Annotated in this window: 18 protein-coding genes; 6 read left to right on the top strand and 12 right to left on the bottom strand. The window is 59.1% G+C overall.

All coding sequences use genetic code 11. From position 1 onward, the window contains the following. Positions 1 to 100 precede the first annotated feature (100 nt). From D8U61_RS06225 to D8U61_RS06240, 4 genes are all read left to right on the top strand, one after another. Positions 101 to 1,540, top strand: coding sequence for a sigma 54-interacting transcriptional regulator (locus D8U61_RS06225; RefSeq protein WP_130887827.1), 1,440 nt, complete (start codon positions 101 to 103; stop codon positions 1,538 to 1,540). Between the two features lie 253 nt (positions 1,541 to 1,793). Continuing rightward, a complete protein-coding gene (locus tag D8U61_RS06230; protein WP_016774505.1) occupies positions 1,794 to 3,185 on the top strand; it encodes a GntP family permease in 1,392 nt (463 codons plus the stop codon). Between the two features lie 7 nt (positions 3,186 to 3,192). Further along, a complete protein-coding gene (hbdH, locus tag D8U61_RS06235; protein ID WP_130901612.1) occupies positions 3,193 to 3,966 on the top strand; it encodes a 3-hydroxybutyrate dehydrogenase in 774 nt (257 codons plus the stop codon). 58 nt (positions 3,967 to 4,024) lie between these two features. After that, on the top strand, positions 4,025 to 5,980 hold the full coding sequence (locus D8U61_RS06240; RefSeq protein WP_130926596.1) for an acetoacetate--CoA ligase: 1,956 nt from the start codon (positions 4,025 to 4,027) through the stop codon (positions 5,978 to 5,980). Positions 5,981 to 6,028: 48 nt separating this feature from the next. On the opposite strand, the gene D8U61_RS06245 is transcribed toward D8U61_RS06240, so the two are convergent. Together D8U61_RS06245 and D8U61_RS06250 are read right to left on the bottom strand one after the other, a co-directional pair. After that, complete coding sequence (locus D8U61_RS06245) at positions 6,029 to 9,787, bottom strand: hypothetical protein (RefSeq protein WP_130926597.1); 3,759 nt, start codon at positions 9,785 to 9,787, stop codon at positions 6,029 to 6,031. 134 nt (positions 9,788 to 9,921) lie between these two features. Next, positions 9,922 to 11,031: a PilT/PilU family type 4a pilus ATPase gene (locus D8U61_RS06250; protein WP_130926598.1), complete on the bottom strand. Its 1,110-nt coding sequence runs from the start codon at positions 11,029 to 11,031 to the stop codon at positions 9,922 to 9,924. 109 nt (positions 11,032 to 11,140) lie between these two features. On the opposite strand from D8U61_RS06250, the gene D8U61_RS06255 reads away from it, so the two are divergent. Both D8U61_RS06255 and D8U61_RS06260 read left to right on the top strand, forming a co-directional pair. Then, positions 11,141 to 13,690 (top strand): PAS domain-containing protein, encoded by a 2,550-nt coding sequence (locus tag D8U61_RS06255; protein ID WP_130926599.1) that lies wholly within the window; start codon positions 11,141 to 11,143, stop codon positions 13,688 to 13,690. Positions 13,691 to 13,730: 40 nt separating this feature from the next. Continuing rightward, entirely contained in the window at positions 13,731 to 14,006 is a 276-nt protein-coding gene (locus D8U61_RS06260; protein WP_007912322.1) for a peptidylprolyl isomerase, read from the top strand. A 116-nt stretch (positions 14,007 to 14,122) separates the two neighbouring features. Here D8U61_RS06260 and D8U61_RS06265 read toward each other — a convergent pair whose 3' ends face one another. The 10 genes from D8U61_RS06265 to D8U61_RS06310 all read right to left on the bottom strand — a co-directional run bounded on the left by D8U61_RS06265 (position 14,123) and on the right by D8U61_RS06310 (position 21,598). Beyond that, a complete protein-coding gene (locus D8U61_RS06265) occupies positions 14,123 to 15,043 on the bottom strand; it encodes a sugar kinase (protein ID WP_130926600.1) in 921 nt (306 codons plus the stop codon). A 134-nt stretch (positions 15,044 to 15,177) separates the two neighbouring features. Then, a complete protein-coding gene (locus D8U61_RS06270; protein ID WP_130926601.1) occupies positions 15,178 to 16,392 on the bottom strand; it encodes an amino acid deaminase in 1,215 nt (404 codons plus the stop codon). A gap of 38 nt (positions 16,393 to 16,430) precedes the next feature. Next, positions 16,431 to 17,195, bottom strand: a complete 765-nt coding sequence (locus D8U61_RS06275) for an IclR family transcriptional regulator (protein WP_130901692.1) — start codon at positions 17,193 to 17,195, stop codon at positions 16,431 to 16,433. 158 nt (positions 17,196 to 17,353) lie between these two features. Further along, positions 17,354 to 17,743: a RidA family protein gene (locus D8U61_RS06280; protein WP_130926602.1), complete on the bottom strand. Its 390-nt coding sequence runs from the start codon at positions 17,741 to 17,743 to the stop codon at positions 17,354 to 17,356. A 31-nt stretch (positions 17,744 to 17,774) separates the two neighbouring features. Then, positions 17,775 to 18,566 carry an amino acid ABC transporter ATP-binding protein gene (locus D8U61_RS06285; protein WP_073474746.1) on the bottom strand — a complete coding sequence of 264 codons (792 nt, stop codon included), beginning with the start codon at positions 18,564 to 18,566 and terminating at the stop codon, positions 17,775 to 17,777. Next, on the bottom strand, positions 18,563 to 19,225 hold the full coding sequence (locus D8U61_RS06290; protein WP_122507098.1) for an amino acid ABC transporter permease: 663 nt from the start codon (positions 19,223 to 19,225) through the stop codon (positions 18,563 to 18,565). Before D8U61_RS06290 ends, D8U61_RS06285 begins: the two co-directional genes overlap by 4 nt. Positions 19,226 to 19,234: 9 nt before the next feature. Then, a complete protein-coding gene (locus D8U61_RS06295; RefSeq protein WP_024012746.1) occupies positions 19,235 to 19,897 on the bottom strand; it encodes an amino acid ABC transporter permease in 663 nt (220 codons plus the stop codon). A 51-nt stretch (positions 19,898 to 19,948) separates the two neighbouring features. After that, the gene (locus D8U61_RS06300; RefSeq protein ID WP_016774493.1) at positions 19,949 to 20,797 is read right to left on the bottom strand and encodes a transporter substrate-binding domain-containing protein; all 849 of its coding nucleotides are present in this window, start codon (positions 20,795 to 20,797) and stop codon (positions 19,949 to 19,951) included. 281 nt (positions 20,798 to 21,078) lie between these two features. Beyond that, positions 21,079 to 21,360, bottom strand: a complete 282-nt coding sequence (locus D8U61_RS06305) for a type II toxin-antitoxin system RelE/ParE family toxin (protein WP_039758603.1) — start codon at positions 21,358 to 21,360, stop codon at positions 21,079 to 21,081. Beyond that, positions 21,350 to 21,598 carry a type II toxin-antitoxin system Phd/YefM family antitoxin gene (locus D8U61_RS06310; protein ID WP_039758605.1) on the bottom strand — a complete coding sequence of 83 codons (249 nt, stop codon included), beginning with the start codon at positions 21,596 to 21,598 and terminating at the stop codon, positions 21,350 to 21,352. The genes D8U61_RS06305 and D8U61_RS06310 overlap by 11 nt, the downstream gene beginning before the upstream one ends. Positions 21,599 to 21,663 lie beyond the last annotated feature (65 nt).

The raw sequence follows: 21,663 nt of genomic DNA on the forward strand, positions 1-21,663 counted from the left end.
GCGAGCAGGCTCGCTCCCACATTGGAATGCAGCCCCCTGTGGGAGCGAGCCTGCTCGCGAACGGGCCGGTACCGGCAACAAACAATCAGGATCAGCCTCAATGAACACCACCGAAAGCCTCAAGGACTACCAACGAGTCCGCACTCTGGCGATCCGTTCGCTGTTCGAGATCATCGAGCAATCCAGTGAGGGCACGGTGATTGTCGATCGCGATGCGAATATCGTCTGGATGAACGAACGCTACGCCCGGCGCTTCGGTCTCGATTCAGCGGCAGGCGCTATCGGCAAACCCTGCGAAAGCGTGATCCCCGGCAGCCTGCTGCGCGAGGTGGTACGCACCGGTCGGCCGATTCTGCTGGACATGCAGGACACGCCAAAGGAACCGCTGGTGGTGATGCGCCTGCCGATCCACGACGATGCCGGCAGCGTGATCGGCGCCATCGGTTTTGCCCTGTTCGACGAGTTGCGCACGCTGTCGCCGATGCTCAAGCGTTACCTGAGCATGCAGGAAGAACTCGCCTCGACCCGTTCGCTGCTGCGTGCGCGGCAGACCAAATACAACTTTGCCCACTTCATCGGTACCAGCGCTGCCAGCCTTGAAGTCAAACGACGTGCGCGCCGCAGTGCCAGCGCTGATTCGCCGGTTTTGCTGCTGGGGGAAACCGGCACAGGTAAAGAGTTGCTTGCCCAAGCGATCCACAGCGCCTCACCACGCGCGCACAAAGCCTTCGTCAGCATCAACAGCGCGGCAATTCCCGAGGCGCTGCTGGAAGCCGAGTTCTTTGGCACGGCACCCGGCGCCTTTACCGGCGCCGACCGCAAGGGCCGCACCGGTAAATTACAAATCGCTCAGGGTGGCACGCTGTTTCTCGATGAGATCGGCGATATGCCGCTGCCGCTGCAAAGCAAACTCCTGCGCGTGTTGCAGGAAAAGGAGTTCGAGCCGGTCGGCTCCAATGAAGTGATTCAGAGCGATGTGCGGGTAATCGCCGCGACGTCGACGGATTTGCAGGCGGCGATCAAGCGCGGCGAATTTCGCGCCGATTTGTACTACCGCCTCAACGTACTGCCGATCCAGGTGCCGCCGCTGCGTGAACGTCTCGACGATCTGCCGGCGCTGAGCGAGGCGATTCTCGAAGAACTGCGCAGCCAGCATGAATTGCACCGCGATGCGCTGGCGTTGCTCGGCCAGCATGCCTGGCCGGGCAACATCCGTGAGTTGCGCAATGTGCTGGAGCGGGCGGCGTTGCTCAGTGATGATCTGATGCTGACCGAGCAGGATATTCGCGGCGCGATTGGCACGTTTACTCCGGTTGAGCGAACGTCCGAGCCGAGCATGCAAGCCTCCGCTGGGGAGACATTTGCACAGGCGCGGGCGCGGTTTGATCGGCAGTTGATCGAGTCGACCCTGGCGCAATGCGCGGGAAAAGTGCCGGAGGCGGCGGTTCGACTGGGGCTGGGGCGGTCGACGCTGTACAAAAAAATGGCTGCGCTGGGGATCGTTGAGTCTACATATAGAGACATCCGATCTCCATTTTAAGACTAGAGCAAAAGCTTCGCGAGCAGGCTCGCTCCCACAGGGGAATGCATGACCAATGTGGGAGCGAGCCTGCTCGCGAAGGCGCCGGCCCACTCAAAGAAAATCTCAACTAAGAGACAAAAACAGCTACCAGAACGCGACCCGGATCAAATTTCGTTATATTTCAACCAGTTAGGAGATTGGCACAAATCTCGCTAACCCACTCTCCACACCCGTTCCACCCACAAAAATAACAATCCTGGAGAGACACACCATGAGTGTGATCATTGCCTTGGCAGCCCTGACGCTGCTGATGCTCGCCGCCTACCGTGGCTACAGCGTCATCCTCTTTGCCCCGATCGCCGCCCTCGGCGCGGTCCTGCTCACCGATCCGTCCGCCGTTGCCCCTGCGTTCACCGGGGTGTTCATGGACAAGATGGTCGGTTTCATCAAGCTCTATTTCCCGGTATTCCTGCTCGGCGCGGTGTTCGGCAAGCTCATCGAATTGTCCGGTTTCTCACGCTCGATCGTGGCCGCTGCGATTCGCTTGCTCGGGACTAAACAAGCGATGCTGGTGATCGTGCTGGTCTGCGCCCTGCTGACTTATGGCGGCGTGTCGTTGTTCGTCGTTGTCTTCGCTGTTTACCCGTTTGCAGCGGAGATGTTCCGCCAGAGCAATATTCCCAAACGTCTGATCCCGGCGACCATTGCCCTCGGTGCATTCTCGTTCACCATGGACGCCCTGCCCGGCACGCCGCAGATCCAGAACATCATCCCCAGCACCTTCTTCAACACCACCGCATGGGCGGCGCCGTGGCTGGGGGTGATCGGCACGATTTTCGTGTTCTGCGCCGGCATGCTGTTTCTGCAGCGCCAACGCAACAAGGCGCAACGTGCCGGCGAAGGTTACGGCACTGAACTGCGCAACGAACCGGAAACCGCCGAAGACCTGAAGCTGCCCAACCCGTGGATTGCCCTGTCGCCATTGCTGGCGGTGGGCATCATGAACCTGTTGTTCACCCAGTGGATTCCGCAGTGGTACGGCAAGACGCACAGCCTCGCACTGCCGGGCATGGCCGCGCCGGTCACTACCGAAATCGCCAAGCTCACGGCGATCTGGGCGGTGCAGGCGGCGTTGCTGGTCGGCATCCTCATGGTCCTGGCGTTCGGCTTCAAGGCGATTAAAAGCAAGCTCGCCGAAGGCAGCAAAAGCGCGGTCAGCGGTGCGTTGCTCGCGGCCATGAACACCGCGTCTGAATACGGCTTTGGTGCGGTAATCGCTTCGCTGCCGGGCTTTTTGGTGCTGGCCGACTGGCTCAAGCAGATTCCCAATCCGTTGGTCAACGAAGCGATTACCGTGACACTGCTCGCCGGCATTACCGGATCGGCGTCGGGCGGCATGAGCATCGCGCTGGCGGCGATGTCCGAGCAGTTCATCAGTGCGGCGCACGCGGCGAATATTCCGCTGGAAGTGCTGCACCGCGTGGCCGCGATGGCCAGTGGTGGCATGGACACCCTGCCGCACAACGGCGCCGTGATCACCCTGCTGGCGGTGACCGGGCTGACCCACCGCGAAGCCTACAAAGACATTTTCTGTATTACGCTGATCAAGACCCTCGCGGTTTTCGTGGTGATCGGCACTTTCTACGCCACTGGCATTGTGTGAGGTATTCATGACCACTCTTTCCGGCAAGACAGCCTTGGTAACCGGCTCCACCAGCGGCATCGGCCTGGGCATCGCGCTGATTCTCGCGAAAGCGGGCGCCAACCTGATTCTCAATGGCTTCGGCGACGCCTCGAAGGTGATCGCCGACGTCGCTCAGTACGGCGGCAAGGTCGGCCATCATCCCGCCGATGTCAGCGACCCGGCGCAGATTGCCGACATGGTCGCCTACGCCGACCGCGAGTTTGGCGGCGTCGACATTCTGGTCAACAACGCCGGCATTCAGCACGTTGCGGCCGTAGAAGAGTTTCCTGTTGAGCGCTGGGATTCGATCATCGCGATCAACCTGTCATCGGTATTCCACAGCACGCGGTTGAGCCTGCCGGGCATGCGCCGCAAGAATTGGGGGCGCATCATCAATATCGCCTCGGTGCACGGCCAGGTCGGCTCCACCGGCAAAGCCGCGTACGTCGCCGCCAAGCATGGCGTGATCGGTCTGACTAAAGTGGTCGGGCTGGAAACCGCGACCAGCAACGTCACCTGCAATGCGATCTGTCCGGGCTGGGTGTTGACGCCGCTGGTGCAGAAGCAGATCGATGATCGCGCGGCCAAGGGTGTCGATCCGCAGCAGGCGCAGCATGATCTGCTGGCGGAAAAACAGCCGTCGCTGGAGTTCGTTACACCGCAGCATCTGGGTGAGCTGGTGTTGTTCTTGTGCAGTGAAGCCGGCAGCCAGGTACGCGGCGCGGCGTGGAATATTGATGGTGGGTGGTTGGCGCAATAAACACCTGGCCATTGTGGGAGCGAGCCTGCTCGCGAATCCGATAAGAAGAGGCAAACCCATGTCCGACATCCTCTGGCAACCCGACACCCAGCGTATCGCCGGTTCGCGTATGGATGCCTTCCGGCGCGAAATCAATCAGCGGCATTCGCTTAAGCTCGACGACTTCCCTGCCCTGCACCAATGGAGCATCGATCAGCGCCCGGCGTTCTGGCAGGCGATCGTCGATTTCTTCGACATCCGCTTTCAAACCCAGCCAGACGCCGTCTTGCGTGAAGGTGCAGAGATTCCCAGCGCCGAGTGGTTTCCGGGCGCGACGCTGAACTTTGCCGAACACCTGCTGCGCCGCCGCGACGATGCCGTGGCGGTGGTTGCTGTGGCGGAAAACGGCCAGCGCGAACAACTGACCTGGGCCGAACTGGCCGAACACGTCGCCGGTTTTCAGGCGAGCCTGCGCGCGGCGGGCGTTGACCGGGGTGATCGCGTGGCGGCGTGCATGCCCAACACCTGGCAAACCCTGGTGGCGATGTTGGCCACCACCAGCCTCGGCGCGATCTGGTCCTGCTCGTCGCCGGACTTCGGCACCCACGGCGTGATCGATCGCTTTGGCCAGATCGAACCGAAAGTGCTGCTCACCTGTGCCGGTTATCAATACGCCGGAAAAATCCTGGATCAGACCGCCAAGCTCAACGAAATCCTGGCACAACTGCCGTCACTGCAGCAGTTGATCATCGTCCCGTACGCCCGTCCGCAAGCGCGCATCGAGGATTATCAAAGCCACGCTGATGTCTGCTTGTGGCAAGACTTCTATCAACCCGGCGGCGAACCGGATTTCACCCCGGTGCCGTTCAATCATCCGCTCTACGTGCTGTACTCCAGCGGCACCACTGGCGTGCCGAAATGCATCGTCCACAGCACCGGCGGTGTGCTGCTGCAACACGTCAAGGAGCATGGTTTGCACTGCGACCTCGGTCCCGGTGACCGCTTGTTCTACTACACGACCTGCGGCTGGATGATGTGGAACTGGCTGGTTTCAGCGCTCGCGGTTGGCAGCGCCGTGGTGCTCTACGACGGCTCGCCGTTTCATCCGGACCATCAGCGCTTGCTCGACCTGATCGACGACGAACGCATCAGTGTGTTTGGCACCAGTCCGAAATTCCTTGCCACATTGGAAAGCAGCGGCACGAGGCCCCGCGAAAGTCATGACTTGAGCAGTTTGAAAACCCTGCTGTGCACAGGCTCGGCTTTGTCACCGCAAAGCTACGATTTCGTTTACCGCGACTTCAAAACCGATGTGTGCCTGGCTTCGATGTCCGGTGGTACCGACATCGTCTCATGCTTCGTCAATGGCAACCCGCTGTCAGCGATACGTCGCGGAGAAATCATGGGCAAGAGCCTGGGCATGGCCGTCGAGGTGTGGAACGACGCTGGCCAACCGGTGATTGGTGAGAAAGGTGAGCTGGTCTGCACACGGCATTTCCCGGCGATGCCAATCGGCTTGTGGAATGACCCCGACGGCTCAAAACTCCGCCAGTCCTACTTCAGTCTGTTCCCCGGCGTCTGGGCACAAGGTGATTACGCCGAACAGTTGCCCCACGGCGCGATGATCATCCATGGCCGCTCGGATGCGGTGTTGAACCCGGGCGGCGTGCGTATCGGCACGGCGGAAATCTATCGTCAGGTCGAGAAAATCACCGAGGTGCTGGACAGCGTCGCCATCGGCCAGCAGTGGCAGGATGATGTGCGGGTCGTGCTGTTCGTGCGTCTGCGCGATGGGGTCGAACTCGATCAAGGGCTCGAACAGCGAATCCGCGAAGTGATCCGCGCCAATACCACGCCGAGGCATGTCCCGGCGCGGATTGTTGCAGTGACGGACATACCGCGCACCATCAGCGGCAAAGTCGTGGAGCTGGCGGTGCGTGATGTCGTGCATGGAAGGCCGGTAAAAAACACCGATGCACTGGCCAATCCCGAAGCGCTGGAGCAGTTTCGGGAACGGCCGGAACTGGCTGATTGAAATCGGCACTGACGCCCTCATCCGACAGGCTGGCGGCAGTGCTTTTCATCAACGAGGTTTGTTCAAGGTAATGACCACCGGCTCGCCAATCGCCCGGCCTGCACTGGCCTCGAGCGCACTGGCAAGAACAGTCATGTTTTGATCGAAAGTGACCTCGTCAGTGATCAGTTGACTCAGCAATGAGGTGACCAGCGTGAGCGAGTCGGCGTTTTCGAAGGCTCTGGACGGCGCATGACAATCAGTGCCGCTCTGCGACTGCGCCAGGCAACCTGCCCCCAGATTGAGCAATACGGACACATCCAGCTGCTGTCCGCTGTCACTGGCATGCACGGCGTCGGTGGCATAACCGACATCGTCGGTTTGTGCGCTGGCGTGGAACAGCTCATGAATCAGGTCGTCGGCGATCACATCGTGGTTCAGACCCATGCTGACGAAGTGTCGATTGAAGTTTTTCGTGTAGACCTCAACAAACGCTATAGCGCAATCACCGCTCGAACCCGCGTCTTTCCAGCGCTGGTAATTGTTTGCATCGAACGATGCCAGGGTGTCGTTGATCTTGAGGCCGTCGAGAACCATGTTGCTCAAGGAGAAACCGGCGAAATCGAAGCGGATCAAACGCAAGTAGTTCACCAGCCGATCAGTGGACACCTGAGAAGCATCGCCGAACACGATCTTCATCAGCGCGTCGCGATCGCGTTTGAAATCATGACGGTTGAAGATTTCCAATGCGTTGTCGATCTTGGCCCGTGCACGGGGCAGGCTTTGCTCGATGAACTTGCGCGTGTAACTGAGCGGCAACGTGCGCGGCGAAGCAGGCAGCTGCAAGGGGGCTTGATACACAAAACCCTCCAGAGACTTGCCCCACAAGTTGCCGCGTCGATTCAGCGAGTACCATTTGTCACCACTGCGCGCGGCCAGCACGGCGACGGCTTCATGCGTAGCCCCGCGTGGCCGCCAGCTCCCCAACCCGAATTGCGCGTTATCGGCCGCTTCAAGCAGATCATAGGATTGCCGGCGACCGCTGATCCTGTGCAATTGCCCCCTGGCCAGAGTAATCAGGTCATGAGTGTTCTTGTTGAACCGCAGCAGGCCCTTGTGTACCAGTTTACCGCCCGCCTGCAGACCAGAGGGCACACCGTCGAAGGGATTGAAAAGCGAGATGGCCGAAGTAAACGCCAGCCGGGTGAAACGCGCGGCCTTGGCAGTAGTGGAAATGGCCCTGGTGGAAATACTCAGCGCCTTCGAGCTGGCGCCAGCCACTGTTCCCACCAGGCCGATGCCGTCCATCAAACATCCGTAAACCCCGTCCACCATCTTGTTGTGTTCGCCCGAGGCGATGTCCTCGATGCATTTTTTGAACGGCACCAACAGGTCGATGAAGTAAGTCAGCAAGCGTTCGCCCTCTTCCCGGGAGAGTTCGAGCGGCGTCGGTACACGCACGAGCTCTCTGAGCTCGGTTTTATTCAGGAACGGTCTGTTCTCGGCGAGAAACCCGGCGATGCGCACGATGTTAGGGTCGTTGAATTTCTGGTAGAACCCTGTCTGCGACCGCGCAGATTGCGCTGGTGCTTTCAGCGCGCCGAAGTAATCGATGATCGCCATACTGCTGCTGATCGAAGCGTCCTCGGCCGCGGCATGGGTATAGCGCCTGATGTTCAGCGGAACGCTCTGGGTCAGGGTGTTGCTCAGGGGCGTCGTCATGTTGGCACTGGCGCTCATTCTTGAGCGTTGCTGAAGCTTTTTTTCCCGTCTGATGAAAGCACCCAGCGCATCATTCCTGCGGGTTTCTGCACGCGAAGTGAATAATTCATAACAAAGATCAGCGTCTTCATCAGACGTGTACATCACAACGCCGAAGCGTCCCGTGGCGGCATCCCGGCTTTGTTGTGTTTCTTGTTCAAGCCCTACATTCAAAGGTCCGCCGGCCCGGCGCGTAGTCACATAGGATGCCGATTCACGCACGGTAAAAAAATGAATGTCAGCATTCATGAACACTTGCAGATCCGCTTCCGGCATGTGTGCCAACGCCAGCTTGATGGCAGACATCATGCCGCCGTTCACCGCTTCGAAATGCACGGCCAACTGACGATCCATTTCCTCGTCACAGGATTCAATCGTCAGCAGTCGCGGATAACGCTGATAAAGGCTGAGACCCGCAGGGTTGTAGTTGATCGCAGGTTGCAGCAATCCGTTGACGATCAACCGTACGGTGCGCCTGTCCCACTGACCAGTGACCAGATCGCCCGATTGGTGCAGCTCGACCATGGACATGATTTGCTGTCCGCCTTTCTCGGACAGCGCCTTTTCATCCAGTGTGTCGCAGCCAGGTGCAGCTTTTCTCAATTGGCTTCGGGCAATTTCCGCTCGGTTGGGTAATGGTGTCGAAAATGCGCGGGCTAGCTGGGCGAATTGGTCTGCGTGGTGCTCAAACGCGTCAATCGCCCTTCGTGTACAGGTTTCTTCTGCCTCTTCGAGCTCGGCTCTGGAGATAATCCGGTTGAGCAACGCCCACTCCACGATCGGGTCGATCAGCGCCAGATCGCGCATATGCTTCTGCGCTTCACTGACCGGCTCCAGTTCGCCGTAAGCGATGATCTGTGCATAGGTCAATTCCCGCGAGGCCCCGGTCTTTACCGCCTCGACCAATACTACAGCGCGACAGAACTTGATCCAGGCGATCGATCCAAGTGTGACCTCTGTCGGAATTTTCCTGACCAGAAATTCGGGCGCGTTGCGTGCCAGGAGAAGATGAACCACCAGAGGCGCCAATATCGGATCTACCCAGCGCTTGTTCCGCACAAACTCGGTGTACTCCTCGAGTATCTCTGATGGATGGCGCTCAAGATTGTCTGGCGAGTACAGGTCCCGCCGTTCGACCAAGTGGCGATGGCCGATTGATGGGTCCAGGTCGAGTAAAATCGCGGTCATCAACAATTGGCGGAGAATATTTTCGGAAAGCGTTTGCCCGTCATTCACCCCGTACCAATTCAGCTCTTTGATATAACTTCTGGCAAGATCCAGCGAAACTGGATAGGCGACAAATTCAAAGAGGCGCTGCGCCGCCGTTTCGTGAGATATATCCGCGCGCCCTGTGACGTTGTACAAGGCTGACAACAGTTTTCGCTTCGGCATCAATTTGGCGGTGGCGCCACGAATATCTGCAAATTGCTCTTCGGATAACCCGTTGTGACTCTGCTCACCGGATTGAAAGTGATCCCAAAAAGCAACTGGCTCCCTGACCTCGGGTGAAAACTTGAACAAGCCGATCAAGTTACTGATCTTGGCCTTGGTGTCAGGCAGATCGATATCATGAAACTTGAACCACTGATCCAGGGTTACATCCAGATCGGGCCATACAAAACCGCCGGCGACTGCGGCAATGTCGGCGATGAGACTCACCGTCGAGCGCGTAGGTTGACTGTATACAAAATACTGCGCCGCAACCAGATCTACCCAACCTCTGACGGCACGGACTTCCATCTTGCCATCCGGCGTAATCCGAACCAGGCCGTTATGCTCGCGCGCCTCCTCTCGACCGATTGCACCAATGACCGGCCCGGTTTTCAGCAGTTCATTGAGCAGCAGTCTGCCGGGGTTATATATTTCATGCAGTGAAGAGCCTGGTTGCAACTCTACTTCACGCCCATACCAGTCTATATCGTGATCTTCAGTGTACTCATTCAATGCCTCTTCCAGATGCCGGAGAACCATATCGCGCTCGGTGGCATCTGCCGCAGACCGATACTTCCATTCAGCCAGCGCAACTTTCGATGGCCGGAATACTTTATTTTTCTTAACTTCGCTCACAGTAAAACCTCATCAAACCAACTAGCTGACCATTCAGCGTGATGACGTTTTACCCAAACACATACAACCGAACCACGAGTCAATTATTAAGTGTTGTTGCCGTGCAAACACTCGATGCAATCGAAGACACCAAGTCAATCCATCAAACCCCACTCGCCGGTGCCTGTATTGTTAACACCTGCCTGATCGTGCTGAAGTTTGATTCGCAACTTCAAGTTATTCACCGAATCGGCATTCTTCAATGCTTCCTGCTCACTGATTGCACCTTCTGCAAACAGCGCAAACAGTGCCGCGTCAAATGTCTGCATACCGAGTCCGGTCGATTTTTCCATCATCGGCTTGAGCTCTTCGAACTGGCCGCGTCGGACCAGGTCAGCGATGGTCGGCGTACCCAGAAGAATTTCGACTGCCGCGCGCCTTTGGCCATCGACAGTGCGGAGCAGACGCTGCGAAACACAGGCTTTGAGGTTGTTGCCCAATGTCTGCAAAAGCTGTTCGCGCTTCTCCTCGGGAAACATATTGATGATTCGATCCAGCGCCTGATTGGCGTTGGTCGCATGCAGCGTCGACAACACAAGATGGCCGGTATCAGCGAATGACAGTGCATGCTCCATGGTTTCGCGGTCACGGATCTCACCAATCAATACAACATCCGGAGCCTGGCGCAGAGTGTTCTTCAAAGCCGCATGAAAGCTTCGGGTATCTACGCCGACTTCACGCTGATTGATGATCGAGCGCTTGTGCCGATGGATATATTCGATCGGGTCTTCGATCGTCACAATGTGTCCGGCACTGTGACGGTTGCGGTGATCGATGAGTGCCGCCAGCGAAGTCGACTTGCCTGAACTGGTCGCGCCGACAAAAAGAATCAGGCCACGTTTGAGCATCACCGTTTCCAGCAACACCGGCGGCAGCTTCAGGTCTTCGAATCGCGGGATGTCGACCTTGACGTTGCGGATCACGATCGAAACGTCGTTGCGCTGCTTGAAAATGTTCACCCGGAACCGCCCGACGCCCGTTCGGGAGATTGCCAGGTTCATTTCCAGATCCCGGTCGAACTCCCGGCGCTGCTCGGCGTCCATCAGGGAGGTGGCGATGGCCGCGGTTTCGCCGGGTTTGAATGGCTGATCGCTGAGCGCCGTCAGCACGCCATCAATGCGCGCGCTCGGCGCTGCGCCGGTAGAGAGGAACAGATCCGAGCCGTTTTTTTGCGACAATATTGACAACAGTGCATCGATTTCCATGGCTGAAAGCACCCGCGAAGCATTGAATGAGCAAATTTGGCCGACGCTTGGCGCGGCTCCTGCAACAATGATAGACCCCGTCTCACCGAACCACGCTCAGGATTGAAACATGAATGCTGTATCCACCACCGATGACGCTCAGGCCCTGATTGCCCGCACCGACTGGAGCCGCAGCCCGCTGGGCGCCGCCGGCACCTGGCCGCAGAGCCTGCGCACGGCGGTGGACATCGTGATTCATTCGCCGATGCCGATGCTGCTGTTATGGGGCCCGCAACTCACGCAGATCTACAACAATGGCTTTGCCCTGCTCGCTGGCAGCAAGCATCCCGAAGCGTTCGGGCAGCCGACGCATGAGGTCTGGCCAGAGGTGCGGGATTTTGCCGAGCCGATTTACCAAGCGGTGCTGCAGGGCCAGGTGCGCAGCTTCAGCGAGCAGCGGTTCAGCGTGCAGCGGGACGGCAAAAAAACCGATTTCTGGCTGGATCTGACCTACAGCCCGATTCGCGATGAAACCGCACAGGTGGCCGGGATTCTGATCACTGCCATCGAAACCAACGAGCGCCGACGCATTGCCCTGGAATTGCAGCGTCGTTCCGAAGAAAGCCTCAAGGCCCAGCGCCAGTCCGAGGAGCGTCTGCAACTGGCCCTCGCCGCCACCGACGCCGTCGGCACCTGGGATTGGGACATTGGCGAAGACCGTTTCATCGCCGATGCGCACTTCGCCGAATTGCACGGCGTGGATCCGGCCAGGGCCGGGCAGTTGCCGATCAGCGAATACATGCATGGGGTGCACCCCGAAGACCGCGCCATGGTCGCGCGCGGCATCAAGTACTGCATCACCCATGGCACCGAGTACGCTGAGGAATATCGCCTGTTGCAGGCCGATGGCACGCTGCGCTGGGTGTTCGCGCGCGGGCGTTGCTACAAGGATCATCATGGTCGGCCGATGCGCTTTCTCGGCGCGGCGCTGGACCTGACCGAACGCAAACATACGGAACAGGCGCTGCGTCAGAGCCAGACCGAATTGCAGTTGATCATCAACGCCATGCCGATCCTGATCAGCTATGTCGACGCCGAAGAACGCTTTCGCTTGAACAACGCAGCCTATCTGGACTGGTACGGCCTGACGCCGCAGGAGTTGTATGGGCGCACGATCCGCGAAGTCATCGGCGAAGAGGCGTATTTCCTGCGTGCGCCGTACATCGCCGAAGCACTGGCCGGCCGCTCCTGCTCCTTCAGTTTCTACACGCCGCACCGCGACGGCAGCACCCGTCATGCCCTCATGAATTATCTGCCGCGACATGGCGCGGACGGCGCAGTGAATGGCTTCTACATCTTTGTCATCGACGAAACCGAGCGCAAGAAAACCGAGGAAGCCCTGCGCAATCTCAACGAGACCCTCGAAGAGCGGGTCAGCGCGCGCACCGAGCAACTGGCTCAGGCCAACGAGCGCTTGCAGAACGAGATGTTCGAACGCGAGCGCGCCGAAGACGCCTTGCGCCACGCGCAGAAGATGGAAGCTGTCGGCCAGCTCACCGGCGGCATCGCCCATGACTTCAACAACATGCTCACCGGCATCATCGGCAGCCTCGACTTGATGCAGCGCTACATCGCCAACGGTCGCGCCGATGAGATTGGTCGCTTCACCGAGGCGGCCGTGTCGTCGGCCAACCGTGCGGCCGCGCTGACGCATCGCTTGCTGGCCTTCTCGCGGCGCCAGTCGCTGGACCGCAAGCAACTGCACGTCAATGAACTGGTGCATTCACTGGAAGACCTGATCCGCCGCACCAAGGGCGATGCCATCGAGCTGCAACTGCGCCTGCCAGATGATTTGTGGCCGGTGAGTACCGACGTCAGCCAGCTGGAAAATGCCCTGCTCAATCTGGTGATCAATGCCCGCGATGCGATGCCCGAAGGCGGCACGTTGCTGATCCAGACCGCGAACGTGTATCTCGACAGCAGCGACACCACCATTCTCGAGCCGGTGAAGGCCGGGGAATACGTGATGCTCGCGGTCAGCGATAACGGCACCGGCATGACGCCGTCAATCCGTTCCAAAGCGTTCGATCCGTTCTTTACCACCAAACCGATCGGCCAGGGTACCGGTCTGGGGCTGTCGATGATCTACGGTTTCGCCCAGCAGTCCGGTGGCCATGTCAGCCTCGACAGTGTGCCGGGGCAAGGCACTTGTGTACGTCTGTACTTGCCGCGTTTGCTTGAGCCGACGCCCGAATCCTCGTCTGTGGAGAAAGCTGAACCGATTGCCGCTTCATCTTCGGGCGAGACCGCGATTGTGGTCGAGGATGATCCGGCAGTGCGCATGCTGGTGCTCGATCTGCTCAAGGAACTGGGCTACACAACCTTCGAAGCGGAAAACGCCACGAACGCCCTGCCCGTGCTCGAGTCCGTGCAGCGCGTCGATCTGCTGGTTACTGATGTCGGGCTGCCGGGCATGAACGGTCGGCAGTTGGCGGAGATTGCTCGCCAACATCGTCCGGGGCTTAAAGTGCTGTTCATGACCGGTTACGCGCAGATTGCTGCCGAGCGTCAGGGCTTTCTTGAAGAGGGCATGGACATGGTCGCCAAGCCCTTTGTCCTTGAAGTGCTGGCGAGCAAGATTCGCAAGTTGAGCAACCCGACCCCGCGACTTGAGGCATAATCGCGCGCCCCGCTGTCACCCCGTTATCAGGTATTGCACGATGAAAGCCCAAGCCCGCCACATTCTGGTGAAAACCGCCGAAGAGGCCGAACAACTCAAACAGCGCATTGCCAAGGGCGAAGCGTTCGATGTGCTGGCGAAGAAATTTTCCACCTGCCCGTCCGGCAAACGCGGCGGCGACCTGGGCGAAGTGCGGCCGGGGCAGATGGTCGGCGCGATTGATGCGGTGATTTTCAAGAAACCGCTGCGCACCGTGCATGGGCCGATCAAAAGCAAGTTTGGTTATCACCTGGTGCAGGTGTTTTATCGGGATTGATCGGCTGGCTGCCGGGCTTCTTCGCGAGCAGGCTCGCTCCCCCATGTCGACCGCGTTTTCATTGTGGGAGCGAGCCTGCTCGCGAACCGATTGCGCAGCAAGCGGCCATTCTCTGATTACCTGGGGATCAGCGCTCCAGGCACCTGTATCACCCGACTGGCCAATTCATGTCCCGCTTGCGCCGCCTCTGCCGGACTGCCGCCGAGCAAGCGCCTGGCCAGATACGCCGCACTGAACGAATCCCCCGCCGCTGTGGTGTCGACGACCTTGTCGACCTTCTGCGCCGGCACTTCAAACGCGTCCCCCTGACAACGAATCAGACACGCCTCGGCGCCGCGCTTGAGCACCACTTCCGGTGTGCCGATCTGCGCGTACGTGGCAAACACATCAGCGCAATCGGCAAACCCGAACAACGCCTGTTCGTCATCCACCGTCAGCAAAGCCAGATCGACATAAGGCAGGACGCTGCGATACGCCGCCCGCGCCTCTTCCACAGAAGCCCACAAGCGTGGACGGTAATTATTGTCAAACACGATGCGCGCATCGCGCTGCCGGGCTTCGCTCAACGTCTTGATCAGGCGGGCACGGCCTTGCATGCCAAGTACAGCGAGGGTGATCCCGCTGAAATACAGCACGTCGTAGTTCGGCAACGCCGCGAGGATCGGCTCGGCCGCAGGGGTGGTGAAGCAATCGCGTACTGCCGCTTCGTTGCGCCAGTACAGGAAACGCCGCTCGCCGTTGGCGTCGGTCTGGATGCAGTACAGACCGGGCAGCCGACCGGGCAAACGCTGCACCAGATCGAGGCCGATGCCTTCGCTGCGCCAGATCTGGCACATGGCGTCGCTGAAACTGTCATCGCCCAGCGCGGTGACGTAGTCGACTTGCGCCTTGTCGCCCAGCGCACGGGACAGGTACACCGCCGTGTTGAGGGTATCGCCACCGAAGCTTTGCTGCAGACTACCGTCGGCGCGTTGTTGCAGTTCGATCATGCATTCGCCAATCAGGGCGATGCGTGGGGTGTTGCTGAGGATTTTCATCGGGTGGGATCTCGGGTGGTTCAGTGGTGGCTAAGCGGGCGTCTTCGCGAGCAGGCTCGCTCCCACAATGGAACGCATTGATCTTGTGGGAGCGAGCCTGCTCGCGAATAGCCGCCGCAACGCAATCTCAAGCCTTAGAAACAAGTCTCCATGGTCTCGATGACCGCCATCTGCTCATCCACCAGCAACCCAACACGCCATTTGTCAAACGTCAGGCATGGATGCGAAGTACCAAAGGAAATGATGTCGCCGACCCGCAGTTCTACACCCGGCGCCACGGTCATGAACGCATGCTGATCCATCACCGCCGTGACCTTGCACGCGCCGACATCATCCCCCGCCGCCGGCACCACGCCGGCCTTGTAGCGCAACAACGGCACCGGCAAACCGGCATCGAAGGCGACGTCGCGCTTGCCCAGAGCAATCACCGCAAAACCCGGTTCCGGCAGCGACTGCACATGAGCCCAGACTTCCAGCGCCGGGCGCAGGCCTTCGTGCAGGTCGCTGCGACGGTCGAGCACGCAGCACTGCGCCTCTTTGTAGATGCCATGGTCGTGCGCGACATAACTGCCCGGGCGCAACACACTGAGGAAGCGGCCAGCGGCGTTCTGGGTTTCGAAAGATTCGGCGATCAGGTCGTACCAGGCCGAACCCGACGCAGTGATGATCGGTCTGGCGATGGCAAAGGCGCCGCTGTCCTGTAGCTGCACCGCGAGGCGAACCAGCGACGCGGCGAATTCGCGAATGCCACGGACCGCATGATCGCCATGAATCACGCCTTCGTAACCTTCAATACCGGTGAGGGCCAGTGCCGGTTGCGCATCGATAGCTTTGGCCAACTCAATGACTTCCTGCTCGCTGCGGCAACCGCAACGGCCGCCGACCACGCCGTATTCGATCATCACGTTGAGCTTGACCCCACGGGAAGCGAAGTAACTTCCGAGATCGGCGACGTTGTCCGGGTGGTCGACCATGCAATGGAAATCGAACGTCGGGTCGACGAGCAGATCGGCAATCAACGCCATGTTCGGCGTACCGACCAGTTGATTGGCCATCAACACCCGGCGCACGCCGTGGGCGTAGGCGGCGCGGGTCTGGGTGGCGCTGGCGAGGGTGATTCCCCAGGCGCCGACGTCGAGCTGTCGTTTGAACAGTGCCGGGGTCATGCTGGTTTTGCCGTGGGGCGCCAGTTCGGCGCCGCTGTCGCTGACAAATTTCTGCATCCAGCGAATGTTGTGCTCCAGCGCCTCGCGGTGCAGCACCAGCGCCGGCAGGCTGACGTCGCGGGTCAATTGCGCGCCGATGACGGCGTCGCCTTTTTCTACGGCAGAGTTGATGGCAGTGGTCATGGTCCAATCCTCACAGACGCGGCCGCAGGCAGCCACGGTTATTCGTTGATCCGCCGGGCGAGGCTGTTGGCGCTCTCGATCAGCACCCGGCGATAGTCGTCGTAATTGTTTTTCGCATCGGCGCGCGGGGCGACGATGCACAACGTGCAAATGGCCACGCCCTGCCGGTCTTTGACCGGCGCGGCGAAGCAATGGGTGAAGGTGTCGGCGACGCTGTCGAAGGAGAAGAAGCCATCGCTGCCGGCCTGACGAATCTCCGCCAGAAAACGGTCCAGTGGCAGGCGTTCGCCGTCGGGCAGGATGTAGTCGTCTTCGTCGATCAGGTCGATGATCTGTTGATCGCTCAAGTGCGCGAGCAACAGACGCCCGGAAGCTGTCCATGGGATCGGCGCGTTTTCGCCAATATCGGAGGAAATGCGGAAATGCCGCTCGCCCTCTTTCATCAACGCCACGGTGTATTTGCGCCCGTTGAGCAGGCACATCTGCGCAGTTTCGCGGGTCTGGCTGACGATCTCCTGCAAGGCGTGATCGGCCTCGCGACTGAGGTCGAAATGGCGCAGATGCGCCTGACCAAGGAAGTACAACTGGCGGCCAAGGTAGACGTGGCCATCCTTGCCCACCGGCTCGAGAATCCGCCGTTCCAGCAAGGACGCGACCAGTTCGTAGACCGTCGACTTCGGACTGCCGATGCCATTGGCAATGTCGTTGGGGCGCAGGGGCTGGCCGATTTCCTTGAGAAAATCGAGGATATCGAACGCCCGGTCCAGACCGCGTGCCCGGCGCTTGATGGTGTCTTCGGTCATGTCAGTGGTTTCCATTCAAAGTCGCCGGGAGTTTACAGCCAATGATCGTTCCCATGCTCCGCGTGGGAATGCCTTACCGGACGCTCCGCGTCCACTTTTGGGACGCAGAGCGTCCCGGGCTGCATTCCCACGCAGAGCGTGGGAACGATCGGCGTGTATCAGGCCTTCTTCTTGTAGGCAATGCAGTCAATCTCAACCTTGCAATCAACCATCATGCTCGCCTGCACACAGGCCCGCGCCGGGGCGTGTTCGGGTTTGAAATACTCGGCGAAGACCTTGTTGAAACTGCTGAAATCACGTGGATCGTCCAGCCAGACGCCAGTGCGGACCACATCTTCAAGGCCATAACCAGCCTCTTCGAGAATGGCGATCAGGTTCTTCATGGTCTGGTGGGTCTGTTCGACAATGCCACCAACGATGATCTCGCCGTCCACCGCCGGAACCTGGCCGGACACATGCAGCCAGCCATCCGCTTCAACTGCGCGGGCGAATGGACGAGGCTGGCCGCCGGCGGCGGTGCTGCCGGTGCCGTAACGCGTAATGCTCATGGGTGTTTCTCCTGATTGCAAAAGTACAGATTCAAAACCGCGTGCTTTTGAGAAATTCCGCCAGACGCGGCGATTGCGGGCGTTCGAACAGTTCCTTGGGAGGCCCCTGCTCTTCGATTCGCCCTTGATTCATGAAAACGATCTTGTCCGAGACCTCGAAGGCGAAACGCATTTCGTGGGTCACCAGCAACATGGTCATGCCGTCCTCGGCCAGCCCTTTGATCACGTTGAGCACCTCACCGACCAGTTCCGGGTCGAGGGCCGAAGTGACCTCATCGAAGAGCATCAGGCTCGGGTTCATCGCAATCGCTCGGGCAATCGCCACGCGTTGTTGCTGGCCGCCGGACAACTGACCGGGAAAGTGATTGCGCCGCTCCAGCAGGCCAACGCGCTCCAGCCATTTTTCCGCGAGCACCACGGCTTCGTCCTTGTGCATCTTCTTCACTTTGAGCAGGCCCAAGGTGACGTTCTGCAACGCGGTCAGGTGCGGGAAGAGGTTGAATTGCTGGAAGGCCATGCCGGTCATCGCACGATGGCGGGCAATGACCTTTTCCGCATGGCGTACGCGTTTGCCGTTGACCTCGTCGTAGCCGATGGACTCGCCGTCGAGCAGGATCTGCCCGCCCTGGAATTCTTCGAGCATGTTCACGCAACGCAACAGCGTGGTTTTGCCCGAACCGCTGGAGCCGATCAGCGTGACGACGTTGCCGCGCTGCATGCTCAGGTCGACACCCTTGAGCACTTCCACCGCGCCGTACTGTTTGTGCAGGCCGCGAATATCCAGCAATGCCTGATCCTGTGAAGCAACTTGAGCTTGAGTCATGGCAGGGCCACCCGCTTTTCAATGTGCCGGCCGAGTAATTCGATGCCGTAGTTGATGACGAAGAACAGAAAACCGGCGAACAGGTAGAACTCCAGGGTCATGAAGTTCCGGGCGATGATCTGTTGCGTGCTGAGCAGCAATTCGGCGACGCCGATCACCGAGAGCAAGGTCGACGCCTTGACGATTTCGGTGGACGAGTTGACCCAGGTCGGCAAAATCTGCCGCAGCGCCTGAGGTAACAGTACGTAGCCGAGGGATTGGTAGAACGTCAGGCCGATGGCTTTGCCCGCCTCCATCTGCCCGCGCGGCAGGGCTTGCAGCGCACCACGAACGATTTCGGCGACGTGCGAGCCGCAAAACAGCGTCAGGCCCAGGGCTCCGGCCTGAAACGCACTGATCTGCCAACCGAGCGCCGGCGCCATATAAAAGCAGGCCAGCACCAATACAAACACTGGCGTGCCGCGAATCAGATCGACGTACAGCCGAAACGGCGCGCGCATCCAGAATCTGCCGTAAGTCAGGACCAGGCCGGCAACCACGCCGAGCATGGTGCCCAACACAATGGCCAGCGCCGAGACCTGCACACTGGTCAGAAAGCCCTGCCACAACGGCTCGCGCGCGACCCACAATTCATGCAACCAACTGGGAGATTGGTACATCGCAGCCTCCTATCGGCGGATCGCCAGACGCTGCTCGAGGTAACGCAGCAGCATGGCAATGAGGTAACAGGCCGCGACATACAACGCCGTGGTCACCAGCCAGGTTTCGATCACCCGGTAGCTCTCGACGTTGATCTTGCGCGCGTAATAGGTCAGCTCCGGTACCGCAATCGCAGCCGCCAGCGAGGTGTCCTTGAACAGCGAAATGAAGTTGTTCGACAACGCCGGCAACACGTTGCGCAGCATCACCGGCACGGTGACGTAAGCCTTGACCTGCCATTCACCGAGACCGATTGCCAGCCCGGCTTCGCGCTGGCCTTTGGGAATGCTCAGCAAGCCGCCACGGAAGACTTCGGTCAGGTACGCGCCGGCATACAGCGACAGCGTGATGATGAACGACGGAATCTTGTCCAGACGAATGCCAAGGCTGGGCAGCGCAAAGTAGATCAACAGAATCAACACCAGGATTGGCGTGTTGCGCACCACCGTGACGTACACCGAGGCCAGCACCCGCAAGGCGCGGTGCTTCGACAGCAAGGCAAACGCCATCAGCAGGCCGATCACGCAGCCGATGGCGATCGACACCAGCGCCAGCTGCAAGCCCAGACCGAGCCCCGCCAGCAAGGTGTCGAAATCGCGCCACACGGCGGCAAAGTTCAACTGATAGTTCATGGTCAGCAGCACCTTGAGCGGGGCGATTTGACTCGCCCCACTCTCACGGGATCATTTGAATTCGACTGGGAAACCGATCGCGGGCGATGGCAGATCGACACCGAACCATTGCTTGAAGGAGGCGGCGTAGGTCGGGAACTCAACCCCGGTCATGGCCTCATGCAGCGCGGTGTTTACGAAGTTCAGCCAGTCCTGATCGCCACGTTTGACTGCGCAGGCGTAAGTCTGCGGGCTCCAGGCATAGCTCGGGCTGCGGTAGCGGCCAGGGTTCTGCACCATCAGGTATTTGACCGACGACTGATCGGTGGCGGCGGCATCGGCGCGGCCGGAGTTCACGGCCTGGTACATCAGGTCAACGCTGTCGTACTGATCGACTTTGGCCTTGGGCAATGCCTGATGCACCAGTTCTTCGGCGTAGACGTTCTGCAGCACCGCAACGGTGACGTCATCGCCCGCCGCCTGCAGGTCTTCGATTTCCTTGTACTTGCTGTTGTTCGGCAACAGCAGGCCAACACCTTCGCGGTAGTACGGCAGGGTGAACGCGACTTGCTGCGCGCGGCTGGCGGTGACGGTGATGAACTGGCAGCTCATGTCGACCTTGTCGGTGAGCAGATTGGGAATCCGCGCATCGGACGACTGCACCACGAACTCGACCTTGCTCGGGTCGTTGAACAGCCCTTTGGCCACGATCCTGGCGATGTCGATATCAAAACCCTGCAACTTGCCGTCCGCGCCCTGAAAGTGCCACGGCGCATTGGTGCTGCCAGTGCCCACGATCAACTTGCCACGGGCGAGAACACTGTCGAGCTTGCTGTCGGCAGCCTGGGCCAGGCCCATGACCGAGGAAGAAGCCGCAAGAACAAAAACACACGCTTTGAACAACGAAGGACGGCGATGCATGGCAAGCACTCCAGAATTGTGTTTATTCCGCTATACCGGAACACGGTTTGTTACTACGGAATAGACAGCAGAAAGTGTGCCACAGGAATCAGGAGAAATCTGTAGTCGTATTGAATGCTTTGTTAATCAAGGAGATATGGACTTGCGGACCAATTGATCGGTCCGACCCAACACGCAGGAAGGTCCCTGCGATCACTAATGAAAGGGGTGATTCGTTCCCAACTTGGGTCAGATGGCGTCGTGATGGTGCGAATCAGGGTTACAGTTGAGCAATACCTGTGTCAGCGTTTGAGTGCCTGCCTGTACACATCACCACCTTGCCGTTTCCCAACCGCTATCACCGTAACGACCAGTACCTCGTCCCTGACCCGATAGACCAACCGATATCCAGCGCTTCGAAGCTTGATTTTATAGGCGTTACTCAATCCTTTCAGACGAGCCGCCGGAACGTGGGGATTTGCCAGCCTTTCAACAAGTTTATTTTTGAACTGCTCTCTGAGCTCCGACCCAAGCTTTCGCCACTCCTTCCAAGCCTTTTCAGAAAATTCCAGTTCATAGGTCATCAATGGATACCTTGATGGTCGGATCGTTTTCTCGCTCCTTGCAAAGGGCGATCAGTTCCAGATCCTCCAGGCGCTCCATCATTGCTTCATATTCCTTGGCAGGAACACAGTAGAAGGCCGGTTCGTTTCGATTAAGGATCGCCACAGACCGGCCTCCACCAGCTGCCACTGTACCCATAGGATTTTTTTTCAATTCGGAAATACTCGCTACGACGTGAGAAAGAACAATGTGCGTCATGAACTGTGCCTCTTGAAGTGCTCTGATTAGTGCTCAAAATAGCACTCCAAGTGATGCTCGGCGCA

Origin of the sequence: Pseudomonas sp. Sample_14, assembly GCF_004307515.1 — a bacterium.
Taxonomy (GTDB): domain Bacteria; phylum Pseudomonadota; class Gammaproteobacteria; order Pseudomonadales; family Pseudomonadaceae; genus Aquipseudomonas; species Aquipseudomonas atacamensis.

Excerpts from the sequence above, each read along its gene's own strand:
- D8U61_RS06225 (WP_130887827.1), top strand. The coding sequence starts at position 101 with ATGAACACCACCGAAAGCCTCAAGGACTACCAACGAGTCCGCACTCTG.
- D8U61_RS06230 (WP_016774505.1), top strand. The coding sequence starts at position 1,794 with ATGAGTGTGATCATTGCCTTGGCAGCCCTGACGCTGCTGATGCTCGCC.
- hbdH (WP_130901612.1), top strand. The coding sequence starts at position 3,193 with ATGACCACTCTTTCCGGCAAGACAGCCTTGGTAACCGGCTCCACCAGC.
- D8U61_RS06240 (WP_130926596.1), top strand. The coding sequence starts at position 4,025 with ATGTCCGACATCCTCTGGCAACCCGACACCCAGCGTATCGCCGGTTCG.
- D8U61_RS06250 (WP_130926598.1), bottom strand. The coding sequence starts at position 11,031 with ATGGAAATCGATGCACTGTTGTCAATATTGTCGCAAAAAAACGGCTCG.
- D8U61_RS06255 (WP_130926599.1), top strand. The coding sequence starts at position 11,141 with ATGAATGCTGTATCCACCACCGATGACGCTCAGGCCCTGATTGCCCGC.
- D8U61_RS06260 (WP_007912322.1), top strand. The coding sequence starts at position 13,731 with ATGAAAGCCCAAGCCCGCCACATTCTGGTGAAAACCGCCGAAGAGGCC.
- D8U61_RS06265 (WP_130926600.1), bottom strand. The coding sequence starts at position 15,043 with ATGAAAATCCTCAGCAACACCCCACGCATCGCCCTGATTGGCGAATGC.
- D8U61_RS06270 (WP_130926601.1), bottom strand. The coding sequence starts at position 16,392 with ATGACCACTGCCATCAACTCTGCCGTAGAAAAAGGCGACGCCGTCATC.
- D8U61_RS06275 (WP_130901692.1), bottom strand. The coding sequence starts at position 17,195 with ATGACCGAAGACACCATCAAGCGCCGGGCACGCGGTCTGGACCGGGCG.
- D8U61_RS06280 (WP_130926602.1), bottom strand. The coding sequence starts at position 17,743 with ATGAGCATTACGCGTTACGGCACCGGCAGCACCGCCGCCGGCGGCCAG.
- D8U61_RS06285 (WP_073474746.1), bottom strand. The coding sequence starts at position 18,566 with ATGACTCAAGCTCAAGTTGCTTCACAGGATCAGGCATTGCTGGATATT.
- D8U61_RS06290 (WP_122507098.1), bottom strand. The coding sequence starts at position 19,225 with ATGTACCAATCTCCCAGTTGGTTGCATGAATTGTGGGTCGCGCGCGAG.
- D8U61_RS06295 (WP_024012746.1), bottom strand. The coding sequence starts at position 19,897 with ATGAACTATCAGTTGAACTTTGCCGCCGTGTGGCGCGATTTCGACACC.
- D8U61_RS06300 (WP_016774493.1), bottom strand. The coding sequence starts at position 20,797 with ATGCATCGCCGTCCTTCGTTGTTCAAAGCGTGTGTTTTTGTTCTTGCG.
- D8U61_RS06305 (WP_039758603.1), bottom strand. The coding sequence starts at position 21,360 with ATGACCTATGAACTGGAATTTTCTGAAAAGGCTTGGAAGGAGTGGCGA.
- D8U61_RS06310 (WP_039758605.1), bottom strand. The coding sequence starts at position 21,598 with ATGACGCACATTGTTCTTTCTCACGTCGTAGCGAGTATTTCCGAATTG.